Here is a 24,099-nt window from a genome sequence, read left to right as displayed (position 1 = left end):
GATCAGGTGGCGGGCAGCGCGGCGGCCAGCAGGACGACGCCGATCGAGCCGACCAGCGCGCCGACCGCCATCGTACGGGCGAACCCGGCCCGGCCCGAGGCGCTGGCCCAGCCGTGCAGGCCGGCGGCGGCCATGACCGCGCAGAACAGCAGCAGTTTGGCGGCCAGGACGCGGCCGTAGCCGGGCTCGGCCAGGGAGGCCCAGGTGACGCCCTTGTGCCAGGCGATGGCGACGCCGGTGGCGAGCTGGAGGGGCAGGAAGAGCGTGCCGGTGAGCATTCCGAAGCGGCGTCCGACGGCGTTGAGCATCTCGGCGCGCCGGCTTTCGTCGAGCAGGCGGCGGGCCAGGGGCAGCACCACGAGGGAGACCGCGAGCTGGCCGCCGACCCACAGCGCGGCCCCGAGCACGTGCAGGAAGCGCACCACCGACCACCAGGTCATCGCGCGCCCGCCCGGTCCGCCGGGGCCCGGCGGGGGATGCCGGTGGCTCCCAGGTGGAGCCGGTCGTAGAAGTCCTCGATGGCGGCCAGGGTGCTGTTGATCGTGCTGGGGGCGTAACGGCCGCCGAGCTCGCCGTGGTAGGCGTGCGCGGTGCGTACGGCGACGATCGTGTCGGCCAGCGGTTCGCGGGCGAGCAACCCTTGGGCCGAGGCCGAGGCGACCCAGGTCAGGTAGCGGCCGACGCGGCGCAGGTAGCTGGCCCTGCTGGAGGCGGCCAGCGGCGAGCCGGCCAGCGCGGCGGCGTACGCGGCCAGCATGGTGTCGTAGGGTGCGGCCAGCCCGCGGGCCGTCCTTCTCTCATACATGGGCGGCCAGCTCCCGCTGGTAGGGGAAGCTGCCCGGCTCGTAGGCGCACCAGGGCTCCTCGCCGAGCACGTCGCCGGAGCAGGCGTAGGCGCGGGAGCGGGAGCCGCCGCAGATCGTCCGGAACTCGCACGCCCCGCACCGGCCGCCCAGCCGGTCGGGGTCACGGAGAGCGGTGAACAGCGGCGCCGACCGGTAGATCTCGGTCAGGGGCCGGTCGCGCACGTTCCCGGCGTCCACCGGCAGGAAGCCCGACGGGTGCACGGACCCGGTGTGGGAGACGAAGACGAAGCCGCGTCCGGCGTTGACGTCGACGGGCGGGCGGCGGGTGCGTCGTTCCTCGACCAGCCCGGCCTGCTCGGCGCGGAGCCGCAGGGTGCGGTAGAGCGGGCCGAGCCGGAGCGCGTCGGCGTGGTCCACGCCGTGTCCGTCCAGGACGAGCCGCTGTACGGCGACCCGGCGGAAGTGGTGGGCGGTCTTGACTGGGATCGCCGTGCCGACGTCGTGCAGGAAGTGCAGGACGTCCTCGGTCTCCTGCGGGGTCAGGGCCGACAGGTCGCGGCCCCGGCCGGTGGGCACGAGGAAGAACACGCTCCACAGCAGCGCGCCCTCGTCGCGTACCAGGGTGGCGATGTCCGGCAGGCAGGCCAGGTTGTGGCGGGTCACGGTGGTGTTGATCTGCACCTTGAGCCCGGCCTCGCGGGCCGCCCGCCAGGCTCGCAGGGTACGGGTGAACACGCCGTCGTACCCCCGGAAGGCGTCGTGGACGGGGGCGGTCGCGCCGTCGAGGCTGAGCGAGACGGCGGCGGCCCCGGCCTTGCGCAGACCGGCCAGGTTCGCCGGCGTGAGGGCCGGGGTGGCCGACGGGGACACGGCGGGGGCCAGGCCGCGGGCGCGGGCGTACCGGACCAGGTCGAGCAGGTCGGGCCGCTCGAACGGGTCGCCGCCGGTGATCACGAACAGCGGCGGCGGCGTGCCGAAGGCGGCCACCTGGCGCATGAGCCCGTGGGCCTCCTCGGTGGTCAGCTCCAGCGGGTGCCGGTCGCGTACGGCCTCGGCGCGGCAGTGCAGGCAGGCCAGCGGGCAGGCCCGGGTGGCCTCCCAGATCACGATGAACGGGCTCACGGCGACGTCGCGCCGGATGCGGCGCAGCGGCCGCCGCCCGGGTGGTGCGGTCATGCGGGTGCTCCTCGCAGGATGTGGTCCACGACGTCGGCGGCCGAGTGGTCGTCTGGCAGGCCGTCCAGGAAGTCGAGGTCCTGGCCCAGGGTGAGCAGGGCGGGCTCGTGGTATCCGTCGGCGCGGCGCTGGCCCAGGCCGATGGCGGCGGTCAGCCCGTTGCACAGGCACTGGCGGCCTTCGGCCTCCTCGGCGGGCCGGCCCTTGCGGGCGTAGGTGTCGACGGGTTCGGCGGGACAGCGGTAGCCGATCGAGCCGCCGGTCCGGACGTACGGGGTGCGCAGGTAGCCGAGGTCGCACAGCCGGGGGCGCCGTTCGTGCAGTTCGGGCTCCGACAGAGTGCCGGGCACGCGCGCGACCTTGAACGGGAAGCCGGTCGGCGAGGCGCGCGGGTCGTTGCGGACCTCCAGCGCGCCGTCGCGGGCCCGGCGCAGCAGGCTGCGCCTGTGGTCGTCGTCGAGGCCGGACTCCCGGCACAGCGCGAAGGCCGACCCGACCTGGATGCCGGTGGCTCCGGCGGCCCGCGCCCGGTCCGCCCCGCCGGGGGTGGCGTAGCCGCCGGCCAGCCAGAACGGCAGCCCGAGCGCGGCGACCTTACCGGTGTCGGCCTCGTCGCGCGGCCCGTAGACGGGCTCGCCGCCCTCGTCCAGGCGCAACCGTCCGCGCGGCGGCGCGCTGTGCCCGCCGGCCACCGGCGTCTCCAGCACGAACCCGTCCGGCCTGGTGGCGGGCGAACGGGCCAGGTAGGCGGCCAGCACGTGGGAGGAGACGATCGCCAGCAACCGGGGACGCCGCAGCGGCCGGGCGGGCGCGGGCCACAGCGCGGCCGGGTCGAGCCCGGTCGTGTGCCGGGCGTCGCCGGCCTCGGCCACGGCGACGGAGATCTCGGCCGGGCGGTGCGCGGCGAAGGCGTCGAGCAGCGCCGGGATCTCGGCCGGGATGCCGGCGCCCATCAGCACGAAGTCGACGCCGGCCAGCATCGCCCCGTAGGCGGCGGCCGGCGTGGCGAGCTGGATCTTCTCCAGGTAGTTGACGCCGACCGGCCCGTCGTGGCCCTGCTTGGCCAGGAACACCTCGGCGAAGTTGGCGACCACGGCCAGTTCGTCGCGGGCCGGGCTGGGCCGCAGCCCGAGCCGGGGCACCGGCCGGTACGGCGTCCCCGGCGCGATCCCGCCGGGCACGAAGTAGCGTCCGAGCACGCGTTCGGCGATCGCCGGGATCGGGAAGCAGGCCAGCGCCCGGCGCAGGTCGCCGCCCGGGTCGCCGCGTTGCAGGCGGCGGGCCAGGGTGACGTCCAGGGCGGTGCCGGACACCACGCCGAGCTGCCCGGTACGGGCGACCGCGCGGGCCAGCCGCCACCCCGACACCCCGACGCCCATGCCGCCCTGGATCAGGACGGGGAGCCGGGCCTCAGACACGCCGCGCCCGCAGCGTCCCGGCCCACGTCAGCACGTCGGCGTTGATCTCCCTGGCCACCTCGCGGGTGGCCAGGATGTGCACGACGTCGTCCTCGGGCAGCGTCTCCACCATCAGGGACAGGCCGTCGCAGTCGCTGAGGTGCGGCAGGATCTCCCGTACCAGCGCGATGCCCCAGGCGGCCTGGTTCTCGCCGATCGTTCCCAGGGTGTCCACCTCGGCCGTCTCGGCCAGTTCGGCCAGCTCGCGGATGTTGCGGATCGTGTCGTCGTGGTCGCTGAGCAGTTTGTCCATGTAATGCGCGCCGAAGACCGGTTTCAGGCCGGGGTACATGGCCTCTTCCTCGTAGCGGAAGTGGGGCCCGATCGCCGCCGACAGGGCCTCCACCAGTTTCCTGACCTGTGCCGCGTCGCCGCCGGTGAAGGCGTCGATCAGCGCGAGCAGCAGGTCCCTGACCTCGCGGTGCTCGGCGTGGAAGGTCTCGGTGAAGTGATGGGCGATGGACAGCACACAGTCCTCCAGCTGTGTCGTTCCGGACGGTCGCACGGGTGGCCGTCCCGTCACTCGGCGAGGGTGGCGCCGGTGGCCAGCAGGGCGGCGCCGGTGGCGGTGAGCAGACCGCCCAGGCCGACGACCAGGGTGCTGAGCTGCCAGGCCTGGTAGGCGTTGAGCAGGGAGGCGCGCAACATCTGGCCGGTGAACGCGGTCCGCCGCAGCTCCTCCAGCTTCTCGTCCGCGCCGCCCGCGGCGAACAGGTCGGCGCTGACCTGCGCGTACGTCCGGCCCCCGGTGGCCGTCAGGACGTTGCGCCCGATCACCTCGGCGTACGCGCGGGCCTGCGGGCCGGTCAGGACCGTACGGCCGTGGTGGGGGGCCAGCTCGGCGGGCAGCCCCTTGCCGGGGAAGGTGATGTCCTGGCGGCGCAGTTCCGCCCGGATCTCGCCGCGCGCCTGGATCCCGCGGGCGGCCATGACGGGCCCGGCCGTCACCATCGCGGCGCCGGCCGCGCCCAGCAGCGCCCTGGCCGCGCCTCGGACAACGCTCATGTCATGCTCCTTGTCGGGTGAACACCTGGCGGGCCGTCAGCCGGCGGCGAGCCACAGGTCGGGGCCGAAGACCTCGTAGTGCACGTCGCGCGCCGCCACGCCGGCCCTGAGCAGCGCGGCGCGGGCCTCGCGCATGAACGGCAGCGGGCCGCACAGGTAGGCGACCGCGCCCGCCGGGATCTCGACGCCGTCCAGGTCCATCAGGCCGCCGCGGTCGGGGCTCTCGGCGTCCTGCTCGTACCAGAAGTGGTGCTCGGGGGCCAGGCGGGCCATATCCTCGCGCAGCGCGTGCCGGTCGGGCGAACGGTCGGCGTGCAGGGTCAGGACGCGGCGGCCGGAGCCGGTGGCGGCGAGGTGGTCGAGCATGGCGACCATGGGCGTGCAGCCGATGCCGGCGCTGACCAGCACCAGCGGCGCCTGGGAGTCGTCCAGCGTGACGTCGCCGAAGGGCGCCGACAGCGTGAGCTCGTCGCCCGCGCGGACGGTGGCGTGCAGCAGCGTGGACACCTCGCCGGCGGGGTCGTCGTCCACGCGCTTGACGGTGATCCTGCGGGCGCCGCCGCCGGCGTTGGACAGCGTGTACTGGCGGAGCTGGCGCACGCCGTCGGGCATCACCACCTGGACGCTGACGTACTGGCCGGGGCGGGCGGGCGGGGGCGGCTCGTCGCCGACCGGGGTGAGCAGGAAGGAGACGACGTCGGGCGTCTCGTCGCGGCGGGCGGCCACGCGCCAGCGCCGCCAGGTGCCGCCCTCGCGGGCGCCGGCGTCGGCGTAGATGCGGGCCTCCATGGCGATCAGCGCGCCGGCCATCAGCCAGTAGACCTCGTCCCAGGCGGCGGCCACCTCAGGGGTGACGGCGTCGCCCAGCACCTCGGCGATCGCGCCGAACAGGTACTTGTGCACGATCACGTACTGGTCGTCCGTCACGCCGACCGCGGTGTGCTTGTGCGCGATACGCGCGAGCAGGTCGTCGGGGCGCTCGTCGGGGTGTTCCAGAAGCATGGTGGCGAAGGCGGCGATCGAGCCGGCCAACGCCTTGCGCTGCTCACCGCTGGCCTGGTTGCCCCGGTTGAACAGGCCGTCGAGCAACTCCGGCCGGTCGGCGAACATCGTCGCGTAGAACCGCTCGGTGATGGCGTCGAGGGAGGCGCCGACGACGGGAAGCGTGGCGCGGACGACGGCGGCGGATTCCGCGGACAACATGTGACCTCCAGGGGAAGAGACCCGCACAGTGCGGGCGAATTCAGGCTAGGAGCGCGGGTGGTGCCGTTCACCGGGGCGAACGTCCGCACTTGGAGGGCCGAAAGTCCCGGACAGGACATCCGGGCGGGAGCGGTTGCGGGCCGCCCGGCGGGGAAGATGGGACTTTCGTCCCTGCCGCGGGCGGGGTCCGGCCAGGGATCCTGGAGACCATGCAACTCGACTCGTCCGGACTTCAGGTGCTCTCCGAACAGGAGTGCTTCCTGCTGCTGTCCTCGGTGCCGATCGGGCGGATCGTGTTCACCGATCGTGCCCTGCCGGCCGTCCAGCCGGTCAACTTCTGCCTCGACGGCCGTTTCATCGTGATCCGTACGGCGACCGGGTCGAAGCTGGCCGCCGCGACCCGGCATGCCGTGGTGGCCTTCGAGGCCGACGAGTTCGACGCGGCCATGCGTACCGGCTGGTCGGTCACGGCGGTGGGGCACGCGCGGGAGGTGAGCGACGCCGCCGAGCTCGACCGGCTGGCCCGGCTGCCGCTGACGACGTGGGCGCCGGGCAACCGGGACCACTACATCGTGGTCGAGGCCGAGCAGATCTCCGGCCGCCGCATCGCCGCGGTGACCGCCGGCGCGTGAGGGTGACGCGCCGCCCCCGCTCCGGGGGCGGCGCGCCCGGTCAGGCGTCGCGCGCCGTGGTGACCAGGCCGTAGTCCCCGTCGTCGCGGCGGTAGAGCAGGCAACCAGCGCCGGTGCCGGGATCGGCGAAGAACACGAACGCGAAACCGGTCAGCTCCAGCCGGTCGACGGCCTGCGCGACGGTGAGCCGGGCGGCGGGCAGCGGGCTGACCGAGATGTCCGCGCAGGTCGGGGCCGGCAGGTCCGGGCGGGGTTCGAGCTGGGCGAGCCGGTAGCCGTCGTCGGTGCGGTAGATCACGCTGTCCTGGCCCGTCGCGGTCTCGGTGAACAGCAGGAAGTCGTAGTCGAGGTCCTCCATGTCCACCGCCGCCTCGTCGGGCACGGCGCGGGCCGCGGTGAGGGTCCGGACGATCCGGTGCTCGACGGCGGGCCGGGCCGGGTGCTGCGGCCGGGGGTGGCGTCCGCGCCGGTTCTCCCAGTCCCTGGTGCTCTCCAGCAGGCGCGCCCGCAGCCGGTCGCCCAGCAGGTGGATGGCCGCGCGGGTGGAGTCGGCGCCGGCCCTGGCCCTGATGAGCCGGCCCTGGACGTCCAGGACGGCCTCGGCCGTACGCCGTTCGCCCGCGGGCCGCGGGGTGGCGGCAAGCTTGACCGTCGCGCCCAGGACCGGCTCGTGGGCGAGCTTGGTCAGGTCGGCCACGGTGTGCCTGGCACGCCGTACGTCCGCCGACCGCACGCCGCCGCCGCGGATCCTGACCTGCACGTCGTCGGCGTCAAGGGCGATGGGCCTGTGCCTCATTCGTGAACACCTTCTTCGCATCCGGTGGTGATGACCCAAGCCTCTGACCTGAGCGGATGCGGCTGCCAGAGCCGTAGGTCCCACCCGGCCGGGACCTACGGCCCACCGGGGACGCGGACGTCAGGACCGGCGGTAACCGGGGTGCACGCCCGGGGTCAGGCCCTGGTCGTCGGCGACCAGTTCCAGCAGCGCGAGGAGTTGCCCGCGCTGGTCGGGGCTGAGGCACGAGGTCAGGTCGGCCTCGTGCGCCATGGCGGTCCTCTTGACGTCCTCCATGACGCGCGTGCCCTCCGCCGTCAGGTGCAGCTCGTGGTTACGGCGGTCGCCGGCCGACCGGCGCCGCTCCACCAGGCCCGCCCGGTCCAGCGGGTCGAGCATGGCGGTGACCCGGCTGGGCACGACGCCGAGGTCGGCGGCCAGCGACTGCTGGCTGCGGCCGGGCTGGAAGGCGATCATCCGCAGCAGCCCGACGTCGGCGGGCGACAGGCCGAGCTCGGCGACCCGCGCGGCGAACCGACCGGCGGCGTGCGCGCCGAGCTGCGCGAGCAGGAACGCGACGCCGATCGGGCGGTTGCGGGATTCGGACACAGCGCATACTGTACTCCCCACAGAACCATTCACAAGAGTGAACCTTTCTCTAGAGAGAAGTAATATGCGATGACCACCGACTGGCCCATCCATCCGGGACTGGCAGGCAGGGTCGCCCTCGTCACCGGCGGCTCGCGCGGCATCGGCGCGGCGACCTGCCACGCCCTGGCCGCCAACGGCGTCAAGGTCGCGGTCACCGGCCGCGACGCCGAGGCCGTGGCCCGCGTCGTCGCCTCGATCACCGGCGAGGGCGGGCAGGCCCTGGCCGCCCCCGGCGACGTCACCGACGCCGCCGCCCTGGCCCGCATCCACGCCGAGGTCGAAGCCGGGCTCGGGCCGGTGGAGATCCTCGCCCCGTTCGCGGGCGGGCAGGGCGCGCCCGCCCCGACCGCCGGCCTCGACCCCGAGCGCTGGCGCGCGGTGCTGGAGTCCGACCTGACCTCGGTGTTCCTCACCGTCCACGAGTTCCTGCCGGGCATGCTGCGCCGGCGCGCCGGGTCGATCATCCTCATGTCGTCCACCGCCGGCCGCCGCCCCGGCGGCGCCAACGCCGCCTACGCCGCCGCCAAGGCCGGCGTCGTCATGTTCGCCCGGCACCTGGCCGCCGAGGTCGGCGGCGACGGCGTACGGGTCAACTGCCTGGCGCCCTCGGCCGTGCTCAACGACAAGCTGGCCGCCCTGCCCGCCGAGCGGCTCGCCCAGCTCGCGGCCACCTTCCCGCTCGGCCGGGTCGGCCACCCCGACGACGTCGCCCAGGCGGTCCTCTATCTCGCCTCGCCCGCGTCCTCCTGGGTGACCGGGGCGACGCTCGACCTCACCGGCGGGCGGGTGGCCGGATGAACGCCGCCCCGGTCCCGCCGTACCCCGCACGTACCGTCCTGACGGAGAGCCTGTGATGATCGACCCCATGACCGAGCGGCTCGTCCGCTTCCAGCGGCCCGGCGCCCTCCCCTATCTCATCGGCGCCGACGAGACCCGCGTCGCCGCCCTGTTCGGCCTCGACGCCGCCGCCTACCGGACGCTGCTCGACGGCTTCGACCAGCAGACCCGCCAGGCCGCCGAGACCCTGCTGGCCCTGCCCGGCCTCGCCGACGCGGTGGACCGGCTGCCCCTGCACGGCCAGGACGCCTTCCACGTCGTCGCCGTCGGCGAGAGCACCACCGCCGACCGCCTGTCGTGGTTCGAGATCCTGCGTCACCTCGTGGCGCTGCGCCGTCCCGGCGACGCCGTCCGCTTCACCAATCTGGCGATCTCCGGCAGCACCACCACCCAGGCGCTCACCCAGGTTCCCGCACTCGGCTTCCAGCGGCCCGACCTGGTGCTGTGCATGATCGGCGGCAACGACTCCCAGCACCTCGCGCCCGACGCGCCGACCCTGGTCAGCGCCCCGGAGACCGAACGCAACCTGGCCATGCTGCACGACCTGGCCCAGCGGCGGGGGCCCGCGTGCTGGGTGTGGCTCACCCCGAGCCCGATCGACGAGGCCCGCGCCGGCGACTACCAGCACTTCCGGCGTGCCGGCATCACCTGGGCCGGCAAGGACGTCGACGCCATCGCCGACCACCTGCTGAACCGTCCCGAGCTGACCGTCGACACCAGGACGGCCATCACGGCCGACCACCACTTCCTCGACGACGGCGTGCACCTGAGCATCGAGGGCCACCGCGAGATCGCCGCCGCCGTCGTCCACGCCCTGGCCGGTGCGGCATGAAGCTGACGGTCTTCGGCGCGACCGGCGGCACCGGCCGCCAGGTCGTCGCGCAGGCCGTCGCCGCGGGCCACGACGTCACCGTCGTGGCCCGCGACCCCGCCCGTGTCCCGGCGGCCGACCGGGCGCGCGTGATCGGCGGCGACGTGCTCACCCCCGGCCCGTGGCAGACGGCCCTCGCCGGGCAGGACGCCGTGCTGTCGTGCCTGGGCAGCACCGACCGCGGCAATCCCACCACCGTCTACTCCGGCGGCACCGCCGCCATCGTCGCCGCGATGCGCGAGGGCGGGGTGCGCCGCCTGCTCTGCCTGTCCTCGGCGGGCCTGGAGATCCCGCCCGGTACGCCGCTCGGCCGGCGCCTGGTCACCCGCTTCGTGATCCAGCGCCTCTACCGCCACGGCTACGCCGACATGGAACGTATGGAACGTGCCCTGGCCGACGTACGCGACATCGACTGGACCGTCGTACGCCCGCCGATGCTGACCGACGGCCCGCTGACCGGCGTCTACCGCACCGCCGTGAACGCCAACCTGGCCAAGGCGGGCACGATCTCCCGCGCCGACCTGGCCCACTACCTGATCGCCCAGGTCACCGACGACCGGACCAGGCACGCCGTCGTGGAGATCTCCGGCGGTTCCTGACCCGTCCCGCGCCCCCGGTGCCCGCGTCCCGGGGGCGTCAGCCGCGCAGCAGGTCGAGGATGTGGGGCCAGGCGTCGGCGCCGAGCCGGGCGTCCGCGGCGGCGTCGCCCCCGTACAGGAAGTCGGGCGACTCCGGGGCGGGCCCCTCGCCGGGAAGGCGCGGACGGTGGCCGGCGTCGGCCCGGCTCACCAGCCGAGCCGTACGACCGGCGGCGCGGCGCCGGGCGACCAGCCGCTCGGCGTACGGCACCGACGGCCACATGGCGTCGTCCCCGCCCGCCACCAGCAGCACGTCGGCCTCGGCCGCCTCGACGGGGATCTCCGCGGCCGGCAGCAGGCCGGCGAACGTGCGCTCGCTCAGCTCGTACAGGGCGCGAAGAGCCAGCGGGCCGCGTTCCGGCTCGGCCTCGGCCCAGTCGTCGTCGTACGGGACGAAGGGCACCGGCCGCCCCTTCCACGTCCAGGACGACCGGTACGGACGTTTCTCCCCGTCCGGCCCCGGACCGACGTTGCCCCACACCAGCGAGGTCGGCGACATCGCCACCACCCCGTCCACCCGCCGGTCACGGACGCAGGTGAGCAGCGCGGCCTCCGCCCCCTTGGACATCCCCAGCAGGCAGATACGCCGCACTCCGGTCGATTCCAGCAGATCGACGGCCGACACGAACGTCTCCAGCGGGATTTCGCAGATGCCAGGAGACTGCCCCGGACCGCCGAACCACCGGATCGACAGCGCGGTCATGCCCTCCCGGGCGAGAATCCGGGCCCTGTCCCGTTCGATCCGCCCGCTCGACCCCGCCAGGACGAGGACGCCGGTGTGACCGGCCGAGCCCGGGGTGACCAGGACTCCTTCCCACGGAGAACTCAGCTCCTGCTCGTCCATGGAACCGCATTCTACTGAGCACGCCTCGCCACGCCTGCAAACCGCCATCAATGGGACACTGGCCCTGCAACACCCCATGAAGACTGGAGAAAGCCATGTCGTTCCAGGCGTATCTGGACAACATTGAAGAAAAGACCGGACTGACGCCCCGCCAGTTCATCGCCCTCGCCCAGGAACGCGGCTTCGACGACCCGTCCACCAAGGCGGGAACGATCATCGACTGGCTCAAGCAGGACTACGACCTCGGACGCGGCCACGCGATGGCCCTGGTGCACGTGATCAAGAAAGGCCCGAAGATCGACGCCAAGCACGTCGGCACCACCGGCGTCCACCGGGACGAGTCCGACACCCTGTGGCTGGACGGCAAGGGCAACCGCCCCGCAGCGGGCTGACACACGAGGGTCCCGGGACGACCGACGCCCGGCCTCCCGGGACCGTCACCCCCGCCGCGCCGCGGGGCGAGGGTCGGACCTCACCAGCCACAGGCCGGTCAGCACGGCGCAGGCCAGCGTGACGACACCGGCCACCACGAACGCGCTGCCGAGCCCCGCCTCGAACGACGCCCCGCCCGCCTCGCGCGCGCGGACGACGGCCCCCAGCACCGCCACGCCGAGCACCGCGCCGATCTGCCGGGTCGTGCTGCTGACGCCCGACGCCAGGCCGCCCTCCTGCGGGCCGACCGCCTGGATGGCGGCGCCGGTCAGCGGGGACATGGTCAGGGCGAACCCGACGCCCGCGACGGCCAGCCGCCACCACACGTTGCCGTAACCGGTGTCCGCGTGCACGAAGCCCAGCGCGACCAGCCCCAGCCCGGCCAGCACCAGGCCGGCGGTGACCACGACGCGGAAGCCGTACCGGGCGGCGAGCCGGCCCGCGTACGGGCTGACGACCACCATGGCGAGGGTGGCGGGCAGGGTCTGCACACCCGCGCGCAGGATCGAACTGCCCTGGACGTACACGAAGAACTGGGAGAAGAAGAACGACGAGCCCATGAGCGCGAAGCCCACCACGACCATGGCCGTGTTGGACACCGTGAACAGCCGCTGCCGGAACAGCCGCAGCGGCAACATCGGCGCCGGACGGCGTGCTTCGACGACGACGAAGGCGGCCAGGACCACCACCGCGGCCCCGAAGCTGCCCAGGATCACCGGCGAGGTCCAGCCACGTGAGCCGCCCTCGATCAGCCCGAAGGTCAGCGCCCCCACCCCCAGGACGGACAGGACCGTCCCCGGTACGTCGATCCTCGGCGCCGCCGGATTGCCGGACTGGCCCAGCACCCGCAGACCGGCCACCACCAGCACGGCCCCGATGGGCACGTTCACGAGGAAGATGGCGGGCCAGCCGAAGACCTCGACCAGGACGCCGCCGGCCAGCGGCCCGGCCGCCAGCCCGATCCCGCTGAACCCGGCCCACAACCCGATCGCCCTGACCCGTTCCTGCGGGACGGGGTACGCGGCGCCGATCAGGGCCAGCGAGGCGGGGCTCAGCGCGGCGGCCCCGACGCCCTGCGCCACCCGTCCCACGATCAGCCAGCCGAGCGAGGGCGCGAACGAGCACAACACGGACGCGAGGGTGAACACCACGACCCCGGCCAGGAACAACCTCCTGCGGCCGAAACGGTCGGCGAAGACGCCGCCGGACAACAACAACATGGCCACCAGCAGCACGTAGGCGTCGACGATCCACTGCAGGCCGGTCAGCCCGGTGTGCAGTCGTCGCTCCATGTCGGGCAGCGCGGCGCCGACGATCGTGCTGTCGAGCAACACCATGAACTGGCCCAGACAGGCCACTGCGAGCAACACGGCCCGGTTCGATCGAACGCCCGCGGCCTCGGGCGCCTCGGGCCTCGTCGTGCTTTCCTGCGCGGTCAACACTGCTCCCTCTCGTCAGGCGGATGCTCCGGCACACCATAGTTCGATACTTCCGAAATGTCGAAGTATTGATACCATGAGGGCATGCGACCGCTTCCCGAGCCGCCGCGCGAGTCGCTGACGCTCGCGCCGGTGCTGCACGCGCTCAGCGACCCGGTCCGCCTGGAGCTCGTACGCCGCGCCTGGGCCAGCCCCGAGTCGACCTGCTCCGCCCTCGCCGACGGCCTGGGCGTGCCGCTCTCGACGTTGTCCAACCACTTCCGGATCATGCGCGAGGCCGGGCTGATCAGCATGACCGTCGACGGCCGCAACCGGCGGGTCCGGCCACGCGCCCGCGACCTGAGCGAACGTTTCCCCGGCCTGCTCGACCCGATTTTCCGCCTGGCCGCCGCCGAGAACGCGTAGCCGCCCCCGGACGTCCGCACCTCGATCGACGGGCAGCCGGAGCCGTCAGCCGACGGCAAGGCGATGAAGGACGTCTAGCTGCCGCCCTTCGAGCTCACCCTGACGACCGAGACCGTCCTCGCCCCCGCCTCGGTGGCGCTGTTACGACGGATCCAACCAGGTGAAGTCCGGGCGGATGCCCCGTCCGATGAGATCCTGACCGGTTGATTTCAGATCGAACATCGCCGACAGGTCCGGTTCGGTGCCCGGCGTCGTCCAGCAGGACTCCAGACTGGTCAGCAGGCCGCTCAGAGTGCGCCGGAACTCCAGCGACAGGTCCGGCTCCGCCGTCGAGGGCATGAAGTCATGCACTTCCGGCAGGGTGATCGGCGCGCCGCTGAAACTCCACACCCCATCGACCTTGACCAGCCGCTTCTGGACGAACAGCTCCTTGAACAGGTAGTAATGCGCATGGTTCGTCCCCTCCCTGGTGGGGACGTCGGGCGAGCCGGGAACGCCTTCCCCTTCGCGCTTGATCCGGTCGATCGTCTCGATCGCGTCGTCGACGGTCCGGATCGGCGGCGCGAGGGGAACCTCCACGGCGAGCGCGTCCTGGTCGATCGCCGGCTCGGTCTCCTGGAACGTCGCGATGATCGTGTCGTAGAAGGCGCCGATCGTCGGCGGTGGCGGCGTGTCCCGACGGGCGACAGGAGGAAAGTCCGGGTGCTCGATCTGCATGAACACCGCCAGCTGGTCCTTGACCAGTGGCTTGAGATCGACCGGTCGCTCCTGCGCGATGCCGCCGGGCAGCTCGTTCGCCGGGTAGACGGGCAGGAAGTCCGCGTGGGCGATCGACGGCGTGCCCCCTACCGCAGTCAGCAGGTTGCCCGCCAGCGCGAAATGGTGCATCTCCTGGATCACCACTTGGTGGACGACGGTCCGGGTGTGGTCCGGATCGTGCCCGACCGACCATTCGGCGCACAGATACGGCGGGATCGTGGCGAACTCCAGCCGCATCGCGAGTTGCAGAGCGCCTCTCAGGTCGTCCCGCGAGAGAATTCGCGCCTCGACGTACTCCCTGAGCGTCTTCATGGGAGGAGTCCCCGTCGTCATCGAGCTCATCGCACAACGCCACTCTCAGTTCACCGGGGCCGCGAACTTTCGCCGGTACCGGCGTCGCGTCCGCATTTTTCTCAGACGCCGGAGATTTTTCCCGGGTTCATTCGGGCTCATGCGTCAGCATTGTTTTGCCGAAACCCGGAATACGGGAGACGGAAGCGTTCTGCCCGACTGGCCGGCCCAGGGTGCGCTGGGGTCGCGTCTGGTGTCCGTGGAGCGTCTCCGCCGAGGAGACGTCCAGGTGGTAGCCGTGGCTTGTGCCTCGATGGTCGCTGAAACAGCGCCGCAGCATCTCTCCACAGGGTCGCCGGAGAAGACGGACCCCGGCCGTGGTGCAGACGGACGGATGTTCTGGTGGCCGGAGTCGCAGGCCCCGGCCGGGGGACGGGCGGCGCCACGGACGCCGTGCCGTGCGAGGTCAGGGACGCCGTGCCGTGCGTGGTCGGGGACGGCGTGGCCGCCCCGATCGCCGCCTCCGCCGCCCGCACGTGGCACCGCGGTGTCCGGGTCCTGCTCCTGCTCCTGCTCCTGCCCGCGATGGCCAGGCCGCTGACGCGGCCGACGGGCAGGAGCAGGAGGGATATCACGCGGCGGCGACGTGTCGTGATCAGCCGGTGTAGCGCGGCTTGACGGCGACCGGCTCCTTCGGCCCCGCCGTCCGCTCGACCTCGGGCCGGCCTTCGGCGGGCGCCGGGGAAGGCGCCGCAGAGGGGGCCGCGGATGGGACCGCGGAGGGGGCTGCGGCGGGCACCACGGCGGGCTTCCTGGGCTCGGCCGAAGCCGTCCCCGAGAGCCCGGCCAGGCCCGCCGCGAGGGCCAGCGCCGCGCCGGCGCCGACGAGCATGGTTCTGATCTTCATATGGATTCCTCTCATCCTTCGAGCAGGGCCTCAGCCCTTCACGACGACCGGAGTGCCGATCGCCAGGTTCTTCGCCATCCAGGTGATGTCGTCGTTGCCGACCCGGACGCAGCCGTGGCTGGCCCGCGTGCCGATGGCGGAAGGCTTGTTCGTCCCGTGGATCGCCAGCTGGCCGGGGCCGCCGGCGAAGCTCTTCAGCACCGGCGAGAAGCCGCTCAGCCCGAAGGCGTAGGCGCCGTAGGCCCCGCCGTCACCGGTGGGCTTGACCAGCTCGGTGAAGAAGTAGCGGCCCGGAGGCGTCGGCGTCCCGGCCTCGCCGGTCGCGACCTTGCCCGTCCTGACGGGCCGGTCGCCGTCGTAGACCGTGAAGCGGAACGCCCCGCGATCGATCTCCACGCGGTGGGAGGTCTCCGCGAGCGTCACGTCGGCGGCCTTGATCCAGCCCTTGCTGCCGTTCGGCCGGATCGGCAGCAGCACCTGGAGCCAGTCGCCCTCGTCGCGTTCCACCAGGAAGACGCGCGTCGCGCCGTAGTCGTTGGGACTGGTGATCGTCCTCTGGGGCGTCCCCTGTTTGTCCCGGTAGATCCTGATCCGGGCCCCCTTGACGCTCGCGATCTTCGATCTGGCGCCGCCCGCCGGCTCGGCGCGCACGACGGTGTTCGCCGGGTCGGGTCGTACGGCGCGGCCGGTGCTGCCGGTGCTGCCCGCGCAGCCCGCCAGCAGGAAGGCGAACGTCGTCGCCGCGGCCGTACGAAGCAGGTTGGTTCTCACCCGGCGCAGCCTGGCGACAGAATGTGTGGAACCTGTTTGCCTGTCATGCGGATCCCGTATGCACTCGGGGAGTGCGCATAACCTCGGGCCATGTGCGCGTACGTACTGGTCGCCGAGGACGACCCCAAGCAGGCCGAACTGCTCAGGCGCTACCTGGAGCGGGAGGGCCACGAGGTCCGCGTCGTGCACGACGGACGTTCGGCGATCGACGAGGCCCGGCAGGGAGATCCCGGCCTCGTGCTGCTCGACGTGATGATGCCGAAGGTCGACGGGCTGGACGTCTGCCGGGTGCTGCGCGCCGAGTCCGACCTGCCGATCCTGATGCTGACGGCCCGGTCCACCGAGGACGACCTGCTGCTCGGGCTCGACCTCGGCGCCGACGACTACATGACCAAGCCGTACAGCCCGCGCGAGCTGATGGCCCGCGTGCGCACGCTGCTGCGCCGTACGGGCAGGTCGCCGGAGGCCGGCCGGCTCTTCCAGGCGGGCGACCTCGCCGTCGACCCGGTCAGGCACACCGTCACCGTGGCGGGCACGCCGGTGGACTGCACGCTCGCGGAGTTCCGGATCATCGAGACGCTGACCGCCGAGCCGGAACGGGTGTTCACCAGGAAGCAGTTGCTGGAGCGCATCCACGGCTTCGACCGGTTCATCACCGAACGCACGGTCGACGTGCACGTGATGAACCTGCGCAAGAAGATCGAGCCCGACCCGCGCCGCCCGTCCCGGCTGTTGACCGTGTACGGCGTCGGCTACAAGCTGACCCAGGCATGAGGTCGCTGTTCGTCAGGCTGCTCACGAGCTCGGCCGTCGTGGCGGTCTGCTCGATCACGGCGACGGCGTGGCTGGCCGCCAACAGCACCTCCGGCGCGATCCAGCGCGAGCAGGGCCAGACGCTGGCCAGCGACACCCAGATCAACAACAGCCTGCTCGGTTACGCCTCCCGCCATCCCGACTGGTCCGGCGTCGCCGCCACCGTACGCGACCTCGCCGCCGCCAACAGCCGCCGCATCGCGCTGACCACCGAGAAGGGCGCCCTCATCGCGGACTCGGCGGCCACCGGGACCCCGCTGCCCGCCAGGGTGTCGGCCGTCGTCGATCCGCTGGCGGTGGACGTGACCCTGGTGCCGGGGGCGGCCGAGGACCGCATCGATCCGCGCGCGGTGGGCCCGTTCCTGCTGCCCGACCGTGATCGTGTCCGGCTGGGGAAGGCCGCCGAGGCCTACGCCGTCTGCATGAGACGTACCGGGCAGGCCGTACGGACGACCGTCTCCCCCACCGGCAGGCCCTTCGTGACGACGACCGGCGAGGGTGTCCCGCAGGAGCCGAGCCCGGTCCCGGCGGTGACGGCTCCTTGCGACGCCGTCACCTTCAACACGCCGACGCGCACCGAGAAGTCCGCGTTGAAGCAGCTCAACCTCCTGGTCGGCAGATGCCTGAAGGGCAAGAGCGCGGAACGCGGCTCGGTCGGCCTCGACTTCACCTGGGTCTCCAAGGAGAGGCGGCCGGTGTCGTCGGCCGCCGAACCCGGCCAGACGATCTCCTCCTGCATCGTCACCGCCCGCAAGGAACAACTCGATCCCTACGTCGCCCCGGCCGCCTACCTGTACATCGGATCCCCCGCCGAGGCCACCGGCCCGCGCATCCCGCTGCCCTCGATCGCCGGCGCCGCCCTCCTCGTGCTCGTGCTGACCGTCGGCGTCAGCGTCATGGCGGCCAGACGCCTGGTCGGCCCGGTCAACGCGCTCACCCACGCCGCCCGGCGGATGCGCGACGGGGACAGCTCCGCCCGCGTCCAGGTCAGGACGACCGGCGAGATCAGCGAGCTCGCCACGGCGTTCAACGAGATGTCCGAGCACCTCCAGCGCATGGAGGAGCAGCGCAAGGCCATGGTCAGCGACGTCTCCCACGAGTTGCGCACCCCGCTGAGCAACCTCAGAGGCTGGCTGGAGGCGGCACAGGACGGCGTCGCCGAGCTGGACCCCGCGCTGATCGCCTCCCTGGTCGAGGAACTCCTGCTGTTGCAGCACATCGTGGACGACCTCCAGGACCTCGCCCTCGCCGACGCGGGCAAGCTCCGCCTGCACCTCGAACCCGTCCACCTCGGCGACCTCCTCGACCAGGTGGCCACCGCCCACCGGGGCCGCGCCGAAGCCGCCGGGCTCACCCTGACCACCGCCATCGCCGGCGCCCCCACCCTGACCGCCGACCCCGTACGACTCCGCCAGGCCGTCGGCAACCTCGTCACCAACTCCCTGCGCTACACGCGGGCCGGCGGGCACATCACGCTGGGCGCCCGCCAGGACGGCGACCACGTGATCATCGAGGTGACCGACACGGGGATCGGCATCCGCGCCGAGCACCTTCCGCACGTCTTCGACCGGTTCTGGCGGGCGGAGAAATCCCGCAACCGCCGTACCGGCGGCAGCGGCCTCGGCCTCGCCATCGTCCGCGACCTGGCCGCGGCGCACGGCGGAACCGCCACGGCCACCAGCACCCCGGGCATCCGCACCACCTTCACCTTGCGCCTTCCGGCACGACCGTGATCCTGTGAGGACACGTCCTGACGGTACGGACGCTGCCGCCCTGCCCTGGACGCGGATGCGTTCGTCGTCCAGGCGCGGGCGCCGCACACAGAGGCGATCTCGAATGCGGGAGCTCGTGGGTGAATGGCAAAATTACCCAAATGCCGATTGATTTACACCTGCTCGCCGTGTTCACGGCGACCACTATCGTGGCTTTGATCACCCCTGGCCCCGACATGCTGTTCGTCATGGGATGCGGCATGCGGGGCGGCGCCCGGGCCGGGCTGCTGGCCACGCTCGGTGTGATCACGGGTGACGCGTTGTACGTCGCCGCGGCCGCAGCCGGGCTCTCCATGCTGCTGACGGCGTTCCCCGTCGTGTTCACGGTGCTGCGGCTCGCCGGGGCCGCGTACCTGATCTACCTCGGCGTACAGATGTTCCGCAACCTCAAGAAGGGGCAGGCCACCGATTCGGCCGGCGGGATGACCGGCAGGCGCGCCTTCCTCAACGGCGTGGTGTCCTCTGCGGCCAACCCGCAGACGTTCGCGTTCATGGTCGCTTTCCTGCCCCAGTTCATTGATCCCGGGGCGGGGCCTGTCTGGCTGCAGTTCACCATCCTGGGCGCGGTGTTGATCGTCTTGGAGTTCCTGGCCGACGCGACGGTCGGCGTACTGGCGGGGCGGCTCGGTGGCTGGCTGCGCAATCGGCAGGCGGTGCGCCGCCGGCTCGACGCCGCGACCGGAACCGTGTTCATCGGCTTGGGCATCACTCTCGCGACCCAACGCTAGGATTCGAGACCCATGATCGGTGCCGGGCGGGATCACGGCGGCGCTGGTCATGGCCGCCGCCGGATCCCTCCTTGCGAGGTTGCCGGCTTCGACGTCAGAAGTCGGCGTCGAAGCTGACCGAGCCGGTCACCCCCACCTGGTACGCCGACACGCGCCGCTCGAAGAAGTTCGACAACTCCTGCACATCCTGCAACTCCATGAACGCGAACGGGTTCTTCGCCCCGTACAGCGGCTCGATGCCGAGCTGGGCCAGCCGCCGGTCGGCCACGTGTTCCAGGTAGGTGCGCATGTCCCCGGTCGACATGCCCGGCACGCCCTGCCCGAGCAGGTCCTCGGCGAACTGGGCCTCGCAGTCCACCGCCTCGGCGAGCATCTCCTTGACCTGGGCGGCCATCTTCTCGTCGAAGAGGTCCGGCTCCTCCTGCCGTACGACGTCGACCACGTCGAAGGCGAAGGCCATGTGCATGGACTCGTCGCGGAAGACCCAGTTGGTGCCCGAGGCCAGCCCGTTCAGCAGGCCGCGCGAGCGCAGGAAGTAGACGTAGGCGAAGGCGCCGTAGAAGAACAGGCCCTCGATGCAGGCGGCGAAGCAGATCAGGTTGAGCAGGAAGGCACGCCGGTCGTCGCGGGTCTCCAGCCGCTGGAGGTTGCCGATCGAGTCGATCCAGCGGAAGCAGAACTCGGCCTTACGGCGGATGGACGGGATGTTCTCCACGGCGGCGAACGCCGCGAACCGCTCCTCCTCGTCCGGCACGTACGTGTCGAGCAGGTTCAGGTAGAACTGGACGTGCACGGCCTCCTCGAAGAGCTGCCTGCTCAGGTACAGGCGCGCCTCGGGCGCGTTGACGTGCTGGTAGAGGTTGAGCACCAGGTTGTTGGCGACGATCGTGTCGCCGGTGGCGAAGAAGGCGACCAGGCGGCTGACCAGGTGGCGCTCGGCCGCCGACAGCCTGGCCAGGTCCTTGAGGTCGGAGTGGAGGTCCACCTCCTCGACCGTCCAGGTGTTCTTGATCGCGTCGCGGTAGCGGTCGAAGAAGAGCGGGTAGCGCATGGGCCGCAGGGTCAGGCTCATGCCGGGGTCGAGCAACATCGGGTTCTCCTGGGGGTTCACTGGCAGGCCTCGCAGGACTCGGGGTTCTCCAGCGAGCAGACCAGAGCCTCCTCGGACTTGTTCACGAGGGGCACGGTGGCCTGCTGGATGCGGGTGGCCGGTCGCGAGCGCAGGTAGTAGGTGGTCTTCAGCCCGGACTTCCAGGCGTACAGGTACATCGAGGAGAGCTTGTCGATCGTCGGCGCGCTCATGAACAGGTTGAGCGACTGGCTCTGGTCGATGTACGGCGAGCGCGCGGCGGCCATGTCGACCAGCGCCCGCTGGGGCAGTTCCCAGGCGGTGCGGAACAGCCGGCGCACGTCCTCGGGCAGTTCGGCGATGCCCTGCACCGAGCCCTCGGCCTGCTTGATGGCGGCCCTGACCCGCTCGGTCCACAGTCCGCGCGACTTCAGCTCGGCCACCAGCGCGTTGTTGATCTGCAGGAACTCGCCGCTCAGCGTCTCGCGCTTGAAGAGGTTGGACACCTGCGGCTCGATGCACTCGTAGCAGCCGACGATCGAGGCGATGGTGGCGGTCGGCGCGATCGCGATCAGCAGCGAGTTGCGCAGCCCGTACGCGGCGACGCGCTCGCGCACCGCGTCCCACCGCTCGGTCTGGGTGCCGCTCTCCCCCCACAGGTCGTGCTGGAGCCTGCCGCGCGCCGCCCACGTCTGGTCGTAGGCGGGGTGGGCGCCGAAGCGCTCGGCGAGACCGGCCGAGGTCTCCAGCGCCGACAGGTAGATCTCCTCGGCGACGCGGGTGGACAGCTCCTTGGCCTCGGCCGAGTCGAACGGCAGGCGCAGGGCGAAGAGCACGTCCTGGAGGCCCATCACGCCGAGGCCGACCGGACGCCAGCGCGGGTTGCTGGCCGCGGCCTGCTCGCTCGGGTAGTAGTTGATGTCGATCACGCGGTCCAGGAAGGTCACCGCGGTCCGTACGGTGACGCGCAGGCGGTCCCAGTCGATGCCGTCGCCGGTCACGTGGGCGGCGAGGTTGACCGAGCCCAGGTTGCAGACCGCGGTCTCGGCGTCGTTGGAGACCTCGATGATCTCGGTGCACAGGTTGGACAGGTGCACCACGTTGCCGGGCTCGGCCGCCTGGTTGCACAGGCGGTTGGCGGCGTCCTTGAAGGTCATCCAGCCGTTGCCGGTCTGGGCGAGGGTGCGCATCATCTTGGCGTACAGGTCGCGGGCCTTGACCTGGCGGACGTACCGGCCCGCCTGCTCGGCGGCGCGGTAGGCCTCCTCGAACGCCTCGCCCCACAGGTCGGGCAGCTCCGGCACCTCGTCCGGGTCGAACAGCGACCATGTGCCGTCGGCCTCGACGCGGCGCATGAACTCGTCGGGGATCCAGTTGGCCAGGTTGAGGTTGTGGGTACGGCGGGCGTCCTCGCCGGTGTTGTCGCGCAGCTCCAGGAACTCCTCGACGTCCGGGTGCCAGGGCTCCAGGTAGACGCAGGCCGCGCCCTTGCGCCGGCCGCCCTGGTTGACCGCGGCCACGGACGCGTCGAGCGTGCGCAACCACGGGACGATGCCGTTGGAGTGCCCGTTCGTGCCGCGGATCAGCGCGCCGCGCGAGCGCACCCGCGACCAGGAGATGCCGATCCCGCCGGCGAACTTCGACAGCTGGGCCACCTGCGCGTAGCGGTCGTAGATGGAGCCGATCTCGTCCAGGGGCGAGTCGACCAGGTAGCAGGAGGACATCTGCGTGTGCCGCGTACCGGAGTTGAACAGCGTCGGCGAACTGGGCAGATAGGCCAGCGACGACATGAGCCGGTAGAACCCGACGGCCTCGGCGGGCGTCTCGGCCAGCCCGCACGCCACACGCAGCAGCCAGTACTGCGGCGTCTCGACCACCAGCCGGGTGGTCGGGTGGCGCAGCAGGTAGCGGTCGTAGACCGTGCGCAGGCCGAAGTACTCGAAGCGCAGGTCGGCGGTGGCGTCGATGGCGTCGTCCAGCTTGCGGGCGTTGGCTTCGACGAACGCGGCGGTCTCGTCGCCGATGAGCCCTTCGGCGTGGCCCAGCCGGATCGCCTGGCTGAAGGAGGCCACGCCCTGCCCGCGGACCTCCTTGTCGACGTAGCCGGCCAGCAGGCGCGCGGCCAGGCGTGAGTACTGCGGCTCCTCGCCGATCATCTCGGCGGCGGTCTGGATCGACAGGCGGTCCAGCTCGGAGGTGGTCGCCCCGTCGTAGAGCCCGCTGATCGTCTTGGTGGCCACCCGCATCGGGTCGATGTCGGTCAGATCGGTCGCGCAGCGTTCCACCGCGCGTACGATCTTGTTGACGTCGACCGGCTCGGCGGTGCCGTTGCGCTTGCGCACCTGCATCTGGACGCGCCGCGGTGCGCGCTTGTCGCCGTCCGCCCGCGCCGTCTCGGCCAGGTCGATCGATGGGTCCCCGGTGACCGTCACTGCGCTCTCCCCTCGTGAACTCGGTCAGGTACTCCGAGAACACGCGCAGGAGGCGCCGGCAAGGACGCCGCACAGCCCTCGCGCCGGTGCCGTCAGCCGTCCCGCGCGGCCTCGGAGCAGCCGCGCACGCATGATCGTGCACGGCGCGCCGGCAGGTCTTCGGACTCGTGGGCATGTCGCTGCTGCCTACTGGCCGTCGCTTCCCAGGCCCTTGGCCCAGTGCGCCTGACGGCGGTCGTTCCCACTCACCGCTGCGGGGCAGTCCCGGATTTCCACCAGGTTCCCTCTTGCCTCGACCGCCCTGGATGGGCGACCGAACCGGCTGCAGGGGACACCATATATAGGGCGGATCAAAAAGTCACACCCAACATGTCGTGTTGGAGGACACCCGCCTCGACCCCCGAGACCATCGGGCACGACCGCCGCCACGACGAACGTCCACGACGTCACGCCCCGCTCGCCAGCCGGTACATGATGACCCCGGCGACGACCGGCGGGGCGAGAACCATGGCCGTCGCGAGGAAACCGGTGACCCGCCTCCCCCACTTGACGGAACGGTAGGGCGGCCGGGCCAGGTCCCCTTCCGCGTTCGGGACATGGTGATACTCCGCCTTGGAGGGCCATCAGTGCGACCAGCACGGTCCAGCCGCCCGCGACGCAGGTCACGAGCGGCAACCAGGGCCCCAGCAGGACACGCAGCCGGTGCAGGCGTTCCAGCTTGCGTTTCTCGGCCTCCCGGAGCGCGGCGAGCGTGCGGATTCTCGACGCGCGGCGCCGGTTCTCGCGAAGGTTCTCCAGCAGGGTCAGCACTTTCGACCAGGCCGCCCGTTCCTCTGGCGGCAGCGCGGCGAAGTCGACCTTCTTGGCGATTTCCCCGAGAACGGCCTGCTCGTCCACGGCCAGTCGCGCCGTTCTCCGGAACAACCGGCCGTTCTGGCGTAACAACATTCGTTGTCGGCTGATCCACTGCTCACGGAGTTCCACGCCGGAACGGCGGGAGATCAGCGAGACCAGCCAGGCCCGTGAAGCGACGAATGACTCCCGACCTGCGGGAACGCCGCTCCCACGACGGGTGCCCAGAACACCGCCGAGGCGATCGAGAATGCCCTTTCCCATCGCACGCCAAAACGGTGAACCATCCGGGCGATCGTCGGCGAGCACCGGCGTGGAGTCCCCCAGCACCCGAAAGGACTCATCGATGTTCCTGGCGATCCGCACGTTCACCGCGTCCAGATCGGCGGCAATCTTCGAACGCTCGTCGCCATGCCGTCGAAGTTGCTCCGCCAATTGCGCGTCCAGCTCCCGCAACTGCCTGACACGCCGTTCGAGCGTGCTCGCCGCTTCTTTCGTCCTCCGTTCGACGTCGGCCTCCAGCTTGCGCAGCGA

General features: G+C 71.9%; 27 protein-coding genes and 1 riboswitch. Of the genes, 11 read left to right on the top strand and 16 right to left on the bottom strand.

The features are described from left to right. Positions 1 to 2: 2 nt before the first annotated feature. Genes IEZ27_RS13595 through IEZ27_RS13565 form a run of 7 tightly spaced genes read right to left on the bottom strand, consistent with a single transcriptional unit; the run spans position 3 to position 5,647 of the window. On the bottom strand, positions 3 to 440 hold the full coding sequence (locus IEZ27_RS13595; protein WP_189647501.1) for a hypothetical protein: 438 nt from the start codon (positions 438 to 440) through the stop codon (positions 3 to 5). Next, positions 437 to 805: a hypothetical protein gene (locus IEZ27_RS13590; protein WP_189647500.1), complete on the bottom strand. Its 369-nt coding sequence runs from the start codon at positions 803 to 805 to the stop codon at positions 437 to 439. Before IEZ27_RS13590 ends, IEZ27_RS13595 begins: the two co-directional genes overlap by 4 nt. Further along, positions 798 to 1,982, bottom strand: a complete 1,185-nt coding sequence (locus tag IEZ27_RS13585) for a TIGR04053 family radical SAM/SPASM domain-containing protein (protein ID WP_189647499.1) — start codon at positions 1,980 to 1,982, stop codon at positions 798 to 800. Before IEZ27_RS13585 ends, IEZ27_RS13590 begins: the two co-directional genes overlap by 8 nt. After that, the gene (locus tag IEZ27_RS13580) at positions 1,979 to 3,400 is read right to left on the bottom strand and encodes a nitronate monooxygenase (RefSeq protein ID WP_229823957.1); all 1,422 of its coding nucleotides are present in this window, start codon (positions 3,398 to 3,400) and stop codon (positions 1,979 to 1,981) included. The genes IEZ27_RS13585 and IEZ27_RS13580 overlap by 4 nt, the downstream gene beginning before the upstream one ends. Further along, positions 3,393 to 3,908 carry a hemerythrin domain-containing protein gene (locus tag IEZ27_RS13575; RefSeq protein ID WP_185844615.1) on the bottom strand — a complete coding sequence of 172 codons (516 nt, stop codon included), beginning with the start codon at positions 3,906 to 3,908 and terminating at the stop codon, positions 3,393 to 3,395. Before IEZ27_RS13575 ends, IEZ27_RS13580 begins: the two co-directional genes overlap by 8 nt. Positions 3,909 to 3,958: 50 nt before the next feature. After that, positions 3,959 to 4,444, bottom strand: a complete 486-nt coding sequence (locus tag IEZ27_RS13570; RefSeq protein WP_189647498.1) for a hypothetical protein — start codon at positions 4,442 to 4,444, stop codon at positions 3,959 to 3,961. 36 nt (positions 4,445 to 4,480) lie between these two features. Continuing rightward, the gene (locus IEZ27_RS13565; RefSeq protein WP_189647497.1) at positions 4,481 to 5,647 is read right to left on the bottom strand and encodes a globin domain-containing protein; all 1,167 of its coding nucleotides are present in this window, start codon (positions 5,645 to 5,647) and stop codon (positions 4,481 to 4,483) included. Positions 5,648 to 5,856: 209 nt separating this feature from the next. On the opposite strand from IEZ27_RS13565, the gene IEZ27_RS13560 reads away from it, so the two are divergent. Then, entirely contained in the window at positions 5,857 to 6,279 is a 423-nt protein-coding gene (locus IEZ27_RS13560) for a pyridoxamine 5'-phosphate oxidase family protein (RefSeq protein WP_189647496.1), read from the top strand. A gap of 40 nt (positions 6,280 to 6,319) precedes the next feature. Here IEZ27_RS13560 and IEZ27_RS13555 read toward each other — a convergent pair whose 3' ends face one another. Together IEZ27_RS13555 and IEZ27_RS13550 are read right to left on the bottom strand one after the other, a co-directional pair. Beyond that, positions 6,320 to 7,075, bottom strand: a complete 756-nt coding sequence (locus tag IEZ27_RS13555) for a sigma 54 modulation/S30EA ribosomal C-terminal domain-containing protein (protein WP_229823956.1) — start codon at positions 7,073 to 7,075, stop codon at positions 6,320 to 6,322. Between the two features lie 120 nt (positions 7,076 to 7,195). Next, entirely contained in the window at positions 7,196 to 7,663 is a 468-nt protein-coding gene (locus IEZ27_RS13550) for a MarR family winged helix-turn-helix transcriptional regulator (RefSeq protein WP_229823955.1), read from the bottom strand. 69 nt (positions 7,664 to 7,732) lie between these two features. Between IEZ27_RS13550 and IEZ27_RS13545 the strand changes: the two genes are divergently transcribed. Genes IEZ27_RS13545 through IEZ27_RS13535 form a run of 3 tightly spaced genes read left to right on the top strand, consistent with a single transcriptional unit; the run spans position 7,733 to position 10,012 of the window. Further along, positions 7,733 to 8,503, top strand: coding sequence for an SDR family NAD(P)-dependent oxidoreductase (locus tag IEZ27_RS13545; protein ID WP_189647493.1), 771 nt, complete (start codon positions 7,733 to 7,735; stop codon positions 8,501 to 8,503). Between the two features lie 55 nt (positions 8,504 to 8,558). After that, positions 8,559 to 9,374, top strand: a complete 816-nt coding sequence (locus tag IEZ27_RS13540; protein WP_189647492.1) for an SGNH/GDSL hydrolase family protein — start codon at positions 8,559 to 8,561, stop codon at positions 9,372 to 9,374. Then, the gene (locus IEZ27_RS13535) at positions 9,371 to 10,012 is read left to right on the top strand and encodes an NAD(P)-dependent oxidoreductase (protein WP_189647491.1); all 642 of its coding nucleotides are present in this window, start codon (positions 9,371 to 9,373) and stop codon (positions 10,010 to 10,012) included. The genes IEZ27_RS13540 and IEZ27_RS13535 overlap by 4 nt, the downstream gene beginning before the upstream one ends. Positions 10,013 to 10,049: 37 nt before the next feature. Here IEZ27_RS13535 and IEZ27_RS13530 read toward each other — a convergent pair whose 3' ends face one another. Beyond that, complete coding sequence (locus tag IEZ27_RS13530) at positions 10,050 to 10,895, bottom strand: alpha/beta hydrolase (RefSeq protein WP_189647490.1); 846 nt, start codon at positions 10,893 to 10,895, stop codon at positions 10,050 to 10,052. 95 nt (positions 10,896 to 10,990) lie between these two features. Between IEZ27_RS13530 and IEZ27_RS13525 the strand changes: the two genes are divergently transcribed. Continuing rightward, entirely contained in the window at positions 10,991 to 11,287 is a 297-nt protein-coding gene (locus IEZ27_RS13525; protein WP_189647489.1) for a DUF4287 domain-containing protein, read from the top strand. Positions 11,288 to 11,332: 45 nt separating this feature from the next. Here IEZ27_RS13525 and IEZ27_RS13520 read toward each other — a convergent pair whose 3' ends face one another. After that, complete coding sequence (locus tag IEZ27_RS13520) at positions 11,333 to 12,766, bottom strand: MFS transporter (RefSeq protein ID WP_229823954.1); 1,434 nt, start codon at positions 12,764 to 12,766, stop codon at positions 11,333 to 11,335. Positions 12,767 to 12,850: 84 nt separating this feature from the next. Here IEZ27_RS13520 and IEZ27_RS13515 point away from each other — a divergent pair, with 84 nt between their 5' ends. Next, a complete protein-coding gene (locus tag IEZ27_RS13515; RefSeq protein WP_189647488.1) occupies positions 12,851 to 13,171 on the top strand; it encodes an ArsR/SmtB family transcription factor in 321 nt (106 codons plus the stop codon). Between the two features lie 141 nt (positions 13,172 to 13,312). Here IEZ27_RS13515 and IEZ27_RS13510 read toward each other — a convergent pair whose 3' ends face one another. Next, a complete protein-coding gene (locus tag IEZ27_RS13510; protein WP_189647487.1) occupies positions 13,313 to 14,167 on the bottom strand; it encodes a ferritin-like domain-containing protein in 855 nt (284 codons plus the stop codon). A 456-nt stretch (positions 14,168 to 14,623) separates the two neighbouring features. Between IEZ27_RS13510 and IEZ27_RS13505 the strand changes: the two genes are divergently transcribed. Beyond that, positions 14,624 to 14,899, top strand: a complete 276-nt coding sequence (locus IEZ27_RS13505) for a hypothetical protein (protein WP_189647486.1) — start codon at positions 14,624 to 14,626, stop codon at positions 14,897 to 14,899. Here the strand turns inward: IEZ27_RS13505 and IEZ27_RS13500 are convergent. Together IEZ27_RS13500 and IEZ27_RS13495 are read right to left on the bottom strand one after the other, a co-directional pair. After that, positions 14,877 to 15,128 (bottom strand): hypothetical protein, encoded by a 252-nt coding sequence (locus tag IEZ27_RS13500; RefSeq protein ID WP_189647485.1) that lies wholly within the window; start codon positions 15,126 to 15,128, stop codon positions 14,877 to 14,879. The two genes, IEZ27_RS13505 and IEZ27_RS13500, sit on opposite strands and share 23 nt — an antisense overlap. 30 nt (positions 15,129 to 15,158) lie before the next feature. Then, positions 15,159 to 15,899 carry a L,D-transpeptidase gene (locus IEZ27_RS13495; RefSeq protein ID WP_229823953.1) on the bottom strand — a complete coding sequence of 247 codons (741 nt, stop codon included), beginning with the start codon at positions 15,897 to 15,899 and terminating at the stop codon, positions 15,159 to 15,161. Positions 15,900 to 15,989: 90 nt separating this feature from the next. On the opposite strand from IEZ27_RS13495, the gene IEZ27_RS13490 reads away from it, so the two are divergent. From IEZ27_RS13490 to IEZ27_RS13480, 3 genes are all read left to right on the top strand, one after another. Beyond that, positions 15,990 to 16,673 (top strand): response regulator transcription factor, encoded by a 684-nt coding sequence (locus IEZ27_RS13490; protein WP_189647484.1) that lies wholly within the window; start codon positions 15,990 to 15,992, stop codon positions 16,671 to 16,673. Continuing rightward, positions 16,670 to 18,445, top strand: a complete 1,776-nt coding sequence (locus tag IEZ27_RS13485) for a sensor histidine kinase (RefSeq protein WP_189647483.1) — start codon at positions 16,670 to 16,672, stop codon at positions 18,443 to 18,445. The genes IEZ27_RS13490 and IEZ27_RS13485 overlap by 4 nt, the downstream gene beginning before the upstream one ends. A gap of 119 nt (positions 18,446 to 18,564) precedes the next feature. Continuing rightward, positions 18,565 to 19,212 (top strand): LysE family translocator, encoded by a 648-nt coding sequence (locus tag IEZ27_RS13480; protein ID WP_229823952.1) that lies wholly within the window; start codon positions 18,565 to 18,567, stop codon positions 19,210 to 19,212. A gap of 94 nt (positions 19,213 to 19,306) precedes the next feature. Here the strand turns inward: IEZ27_RS13480 and IEZ27_RS13475 are convergent, their stop codons facing one another. Further along, a complete protein-coding gene (locus tag IEZ27_RS13475) occupies positions 19,307 to 20,302 on the bottom strand; it encodes a ribonucleotide-diphosphate reductase subunit beta (RefSeq protein WP_189647482.1) in 996 nt (331 codons plus the stop codon). A gap of 17 nt (positions 20,303 to 20,319) precedes the next feature. Then, positions 20,320 to 22,713, bottom strand: a complete 2,394-nt coding sequence (locus IEZ27_RS13470) for a ribonucleoside-diphosphate reductase subunit alpha (protein WP_229823951.1) — start codon at positions 22,711 to 22,713, stop codon at positions 20,320 to 20,322. Positions 22,714 to 22,846: 133 nt separating this feature from the next. Next, positions 22,847 to 23,051: riboswitch (cobalamin riboswitch) on the bottom strand. Between the two features lie 364 nt (positions 23,052 to 23,415). Here IEZ27_RS13470 and IEZ27_RS13465 point away from each other — a divergent pair. Next, positions 23,416 to 23,655, top strand: a complete 240-nt coding sequence (locus tag IEZ27_RS13465) for a hypothetical protein (RefSeq protein ID WP_189647481.1) — start codon at positions 23,416 to 23,418, stop codon at positions 23,653 to 23,655. Positions 23,656 to 24,099 lie beyond the last annotated feature (444 nt).

Source organism: Nonomuraea spiralis (assembly GCF_014648435.1).
Taxonomy (GTDB): Bacteria; Actinomycetota; Actinomycetes; order Streptosporangiales; family Streptosporangiaceae; genus Nonomuraea; species Nonomuraea spiralis.
Note: the sequence above shows the minus strand (reverse complement) of the source record. Positions and strands in the feature narration are given on the sequence as shown.

Bases quoted from the DNA above. Each gene is read 5' to 3' on its own strand.
- IEZ27_RS13595 (WP_189647501.1), bottom strand. From the start codon at position 440: ATGACCTGGTGGTCGGTGGTGCGCTTCCTGCACGTGCTCGGGGCCGCG.
- IEZ27_RS13590 (WP_189647500.1), bottom strand. From the start codon at position 805: ATGTATGAGAGAAGGACGGCCCGCGGGCTGGCCGCACCCTACGACACC.
- IEZ27_RS13585 (WP_189647499.1), bottom strand. From the start codon at position 1,982: ATGACCGCACCACCCGGGCGGCGGCCGCTGCGCCGCATCCGGCGCGAC.
- IEZ27_RS13570 (WP_189647498.1), bottom strand. From the start codon at position 4,444: ATGAGCGTTGTCCGAGGCGCGGCCAGGGCGCTGCTGGGCGCGGCCGGC.
- IEZ27_RS13565 (WP_189647497.1), bottom strand. From the start codon at position 5,647: ATGTTGTCCGCGGAATCCGCCGCCGTCGTCCGCGCCACGCTTCCCGTC.
- IEZ27_RS13560 (WP_189647496.1), top strand. From the start codon at position 5,857: ATGCAACTCGACTCGTCCGGACTTCAGGTGCTCTCCGAACAGGAGTGC.
- IEZ27_RS13555 (WP_229823956.1), bottom strand. From the start codon at position 7,075: ATGAGGCACAGGCCCATCGCCCTTGACGCCGACGACGTGCAGGTCAGG.
- IEZ27_RS13545 (WP_189647493.1), top strand. From the start codon at position 7,733: ATGACCACCGACTGGCCCATCCATCCGGGACTGGCAGGCAGGGTCGCC.
- IEZ27_RS13540 (WP_189647492.1), top strand. From the start codon at position 8,559: ATGATCGACCCCATGACCGAGCGGCTCGTCCGCTTCCAGCGGCCCGGC.
- IEZ27_RS13535 (WP_189647491.1), top strand. From the start codon at position 9,371: ATGAAGCTGACGGTCTTCGGCGCGACCGGCGGCACCGGCCGCCAGGTC.
- IEZ27_RS13530 (WP_189647490.1), bottom strand. From the start codon at position 10,895: ATGGACGAGCAGGAGCTGAGTTCTCCGTGGGAAGGAGTCCTGGTCACC.
- IEZ27_RS13525 (WP_189647489.1), top strand. From the start codon at position 10,991: ATGTCGTTCCAGGCGTATCTGGACAACATTGAAGAAAAGACCGGACTG.
- IEZ27_RS13515 (WP_189647488.1), top strand. From the start codon at position 12,851: ATGCGACCGCTTCCCGAGCCGCCGCGCGAGTCGCTGACGCTCGCGCCG.
- IEZ27_RS13510 (WP_189647487.1), bottom strand. From the start codon at position 14,167: ATGCGGCTGGAGTTCGCCACGATCCCGCCGTATCTGTGCGCCGAATGG.
- IEZ27_RS13500 (WP_189647485.1), bottom strand. From the start codon at position 15,128: ATGAAGATCAGAACCATGCTCGTCGGCGCCGGCGCGGCGCTGGCCCTC.
- IEZ27_RS13490 (WP_189647484.1), top strand. From the start codon at position 15,990: ATGTGCGCGTACGTACTGGTCGCCGAGGACGACCCCAAGCAGGCCGAA.
- IEZ27_RS13485 (WP_189647483.1), top strand. From the start codon at position 16,670: ATGAGGTCGCTGTTCGTCAGGCTGCTCACGAGCTCGGCCGTCGTGGCG.
- IEZ27_RS13475 (WP_189647482.1), bottom strand. From the start codon at position 20,302: ATGTTGCTCGACCCCGGCATGAGCCTGACCCTGCGGCCCATGCGCTAC.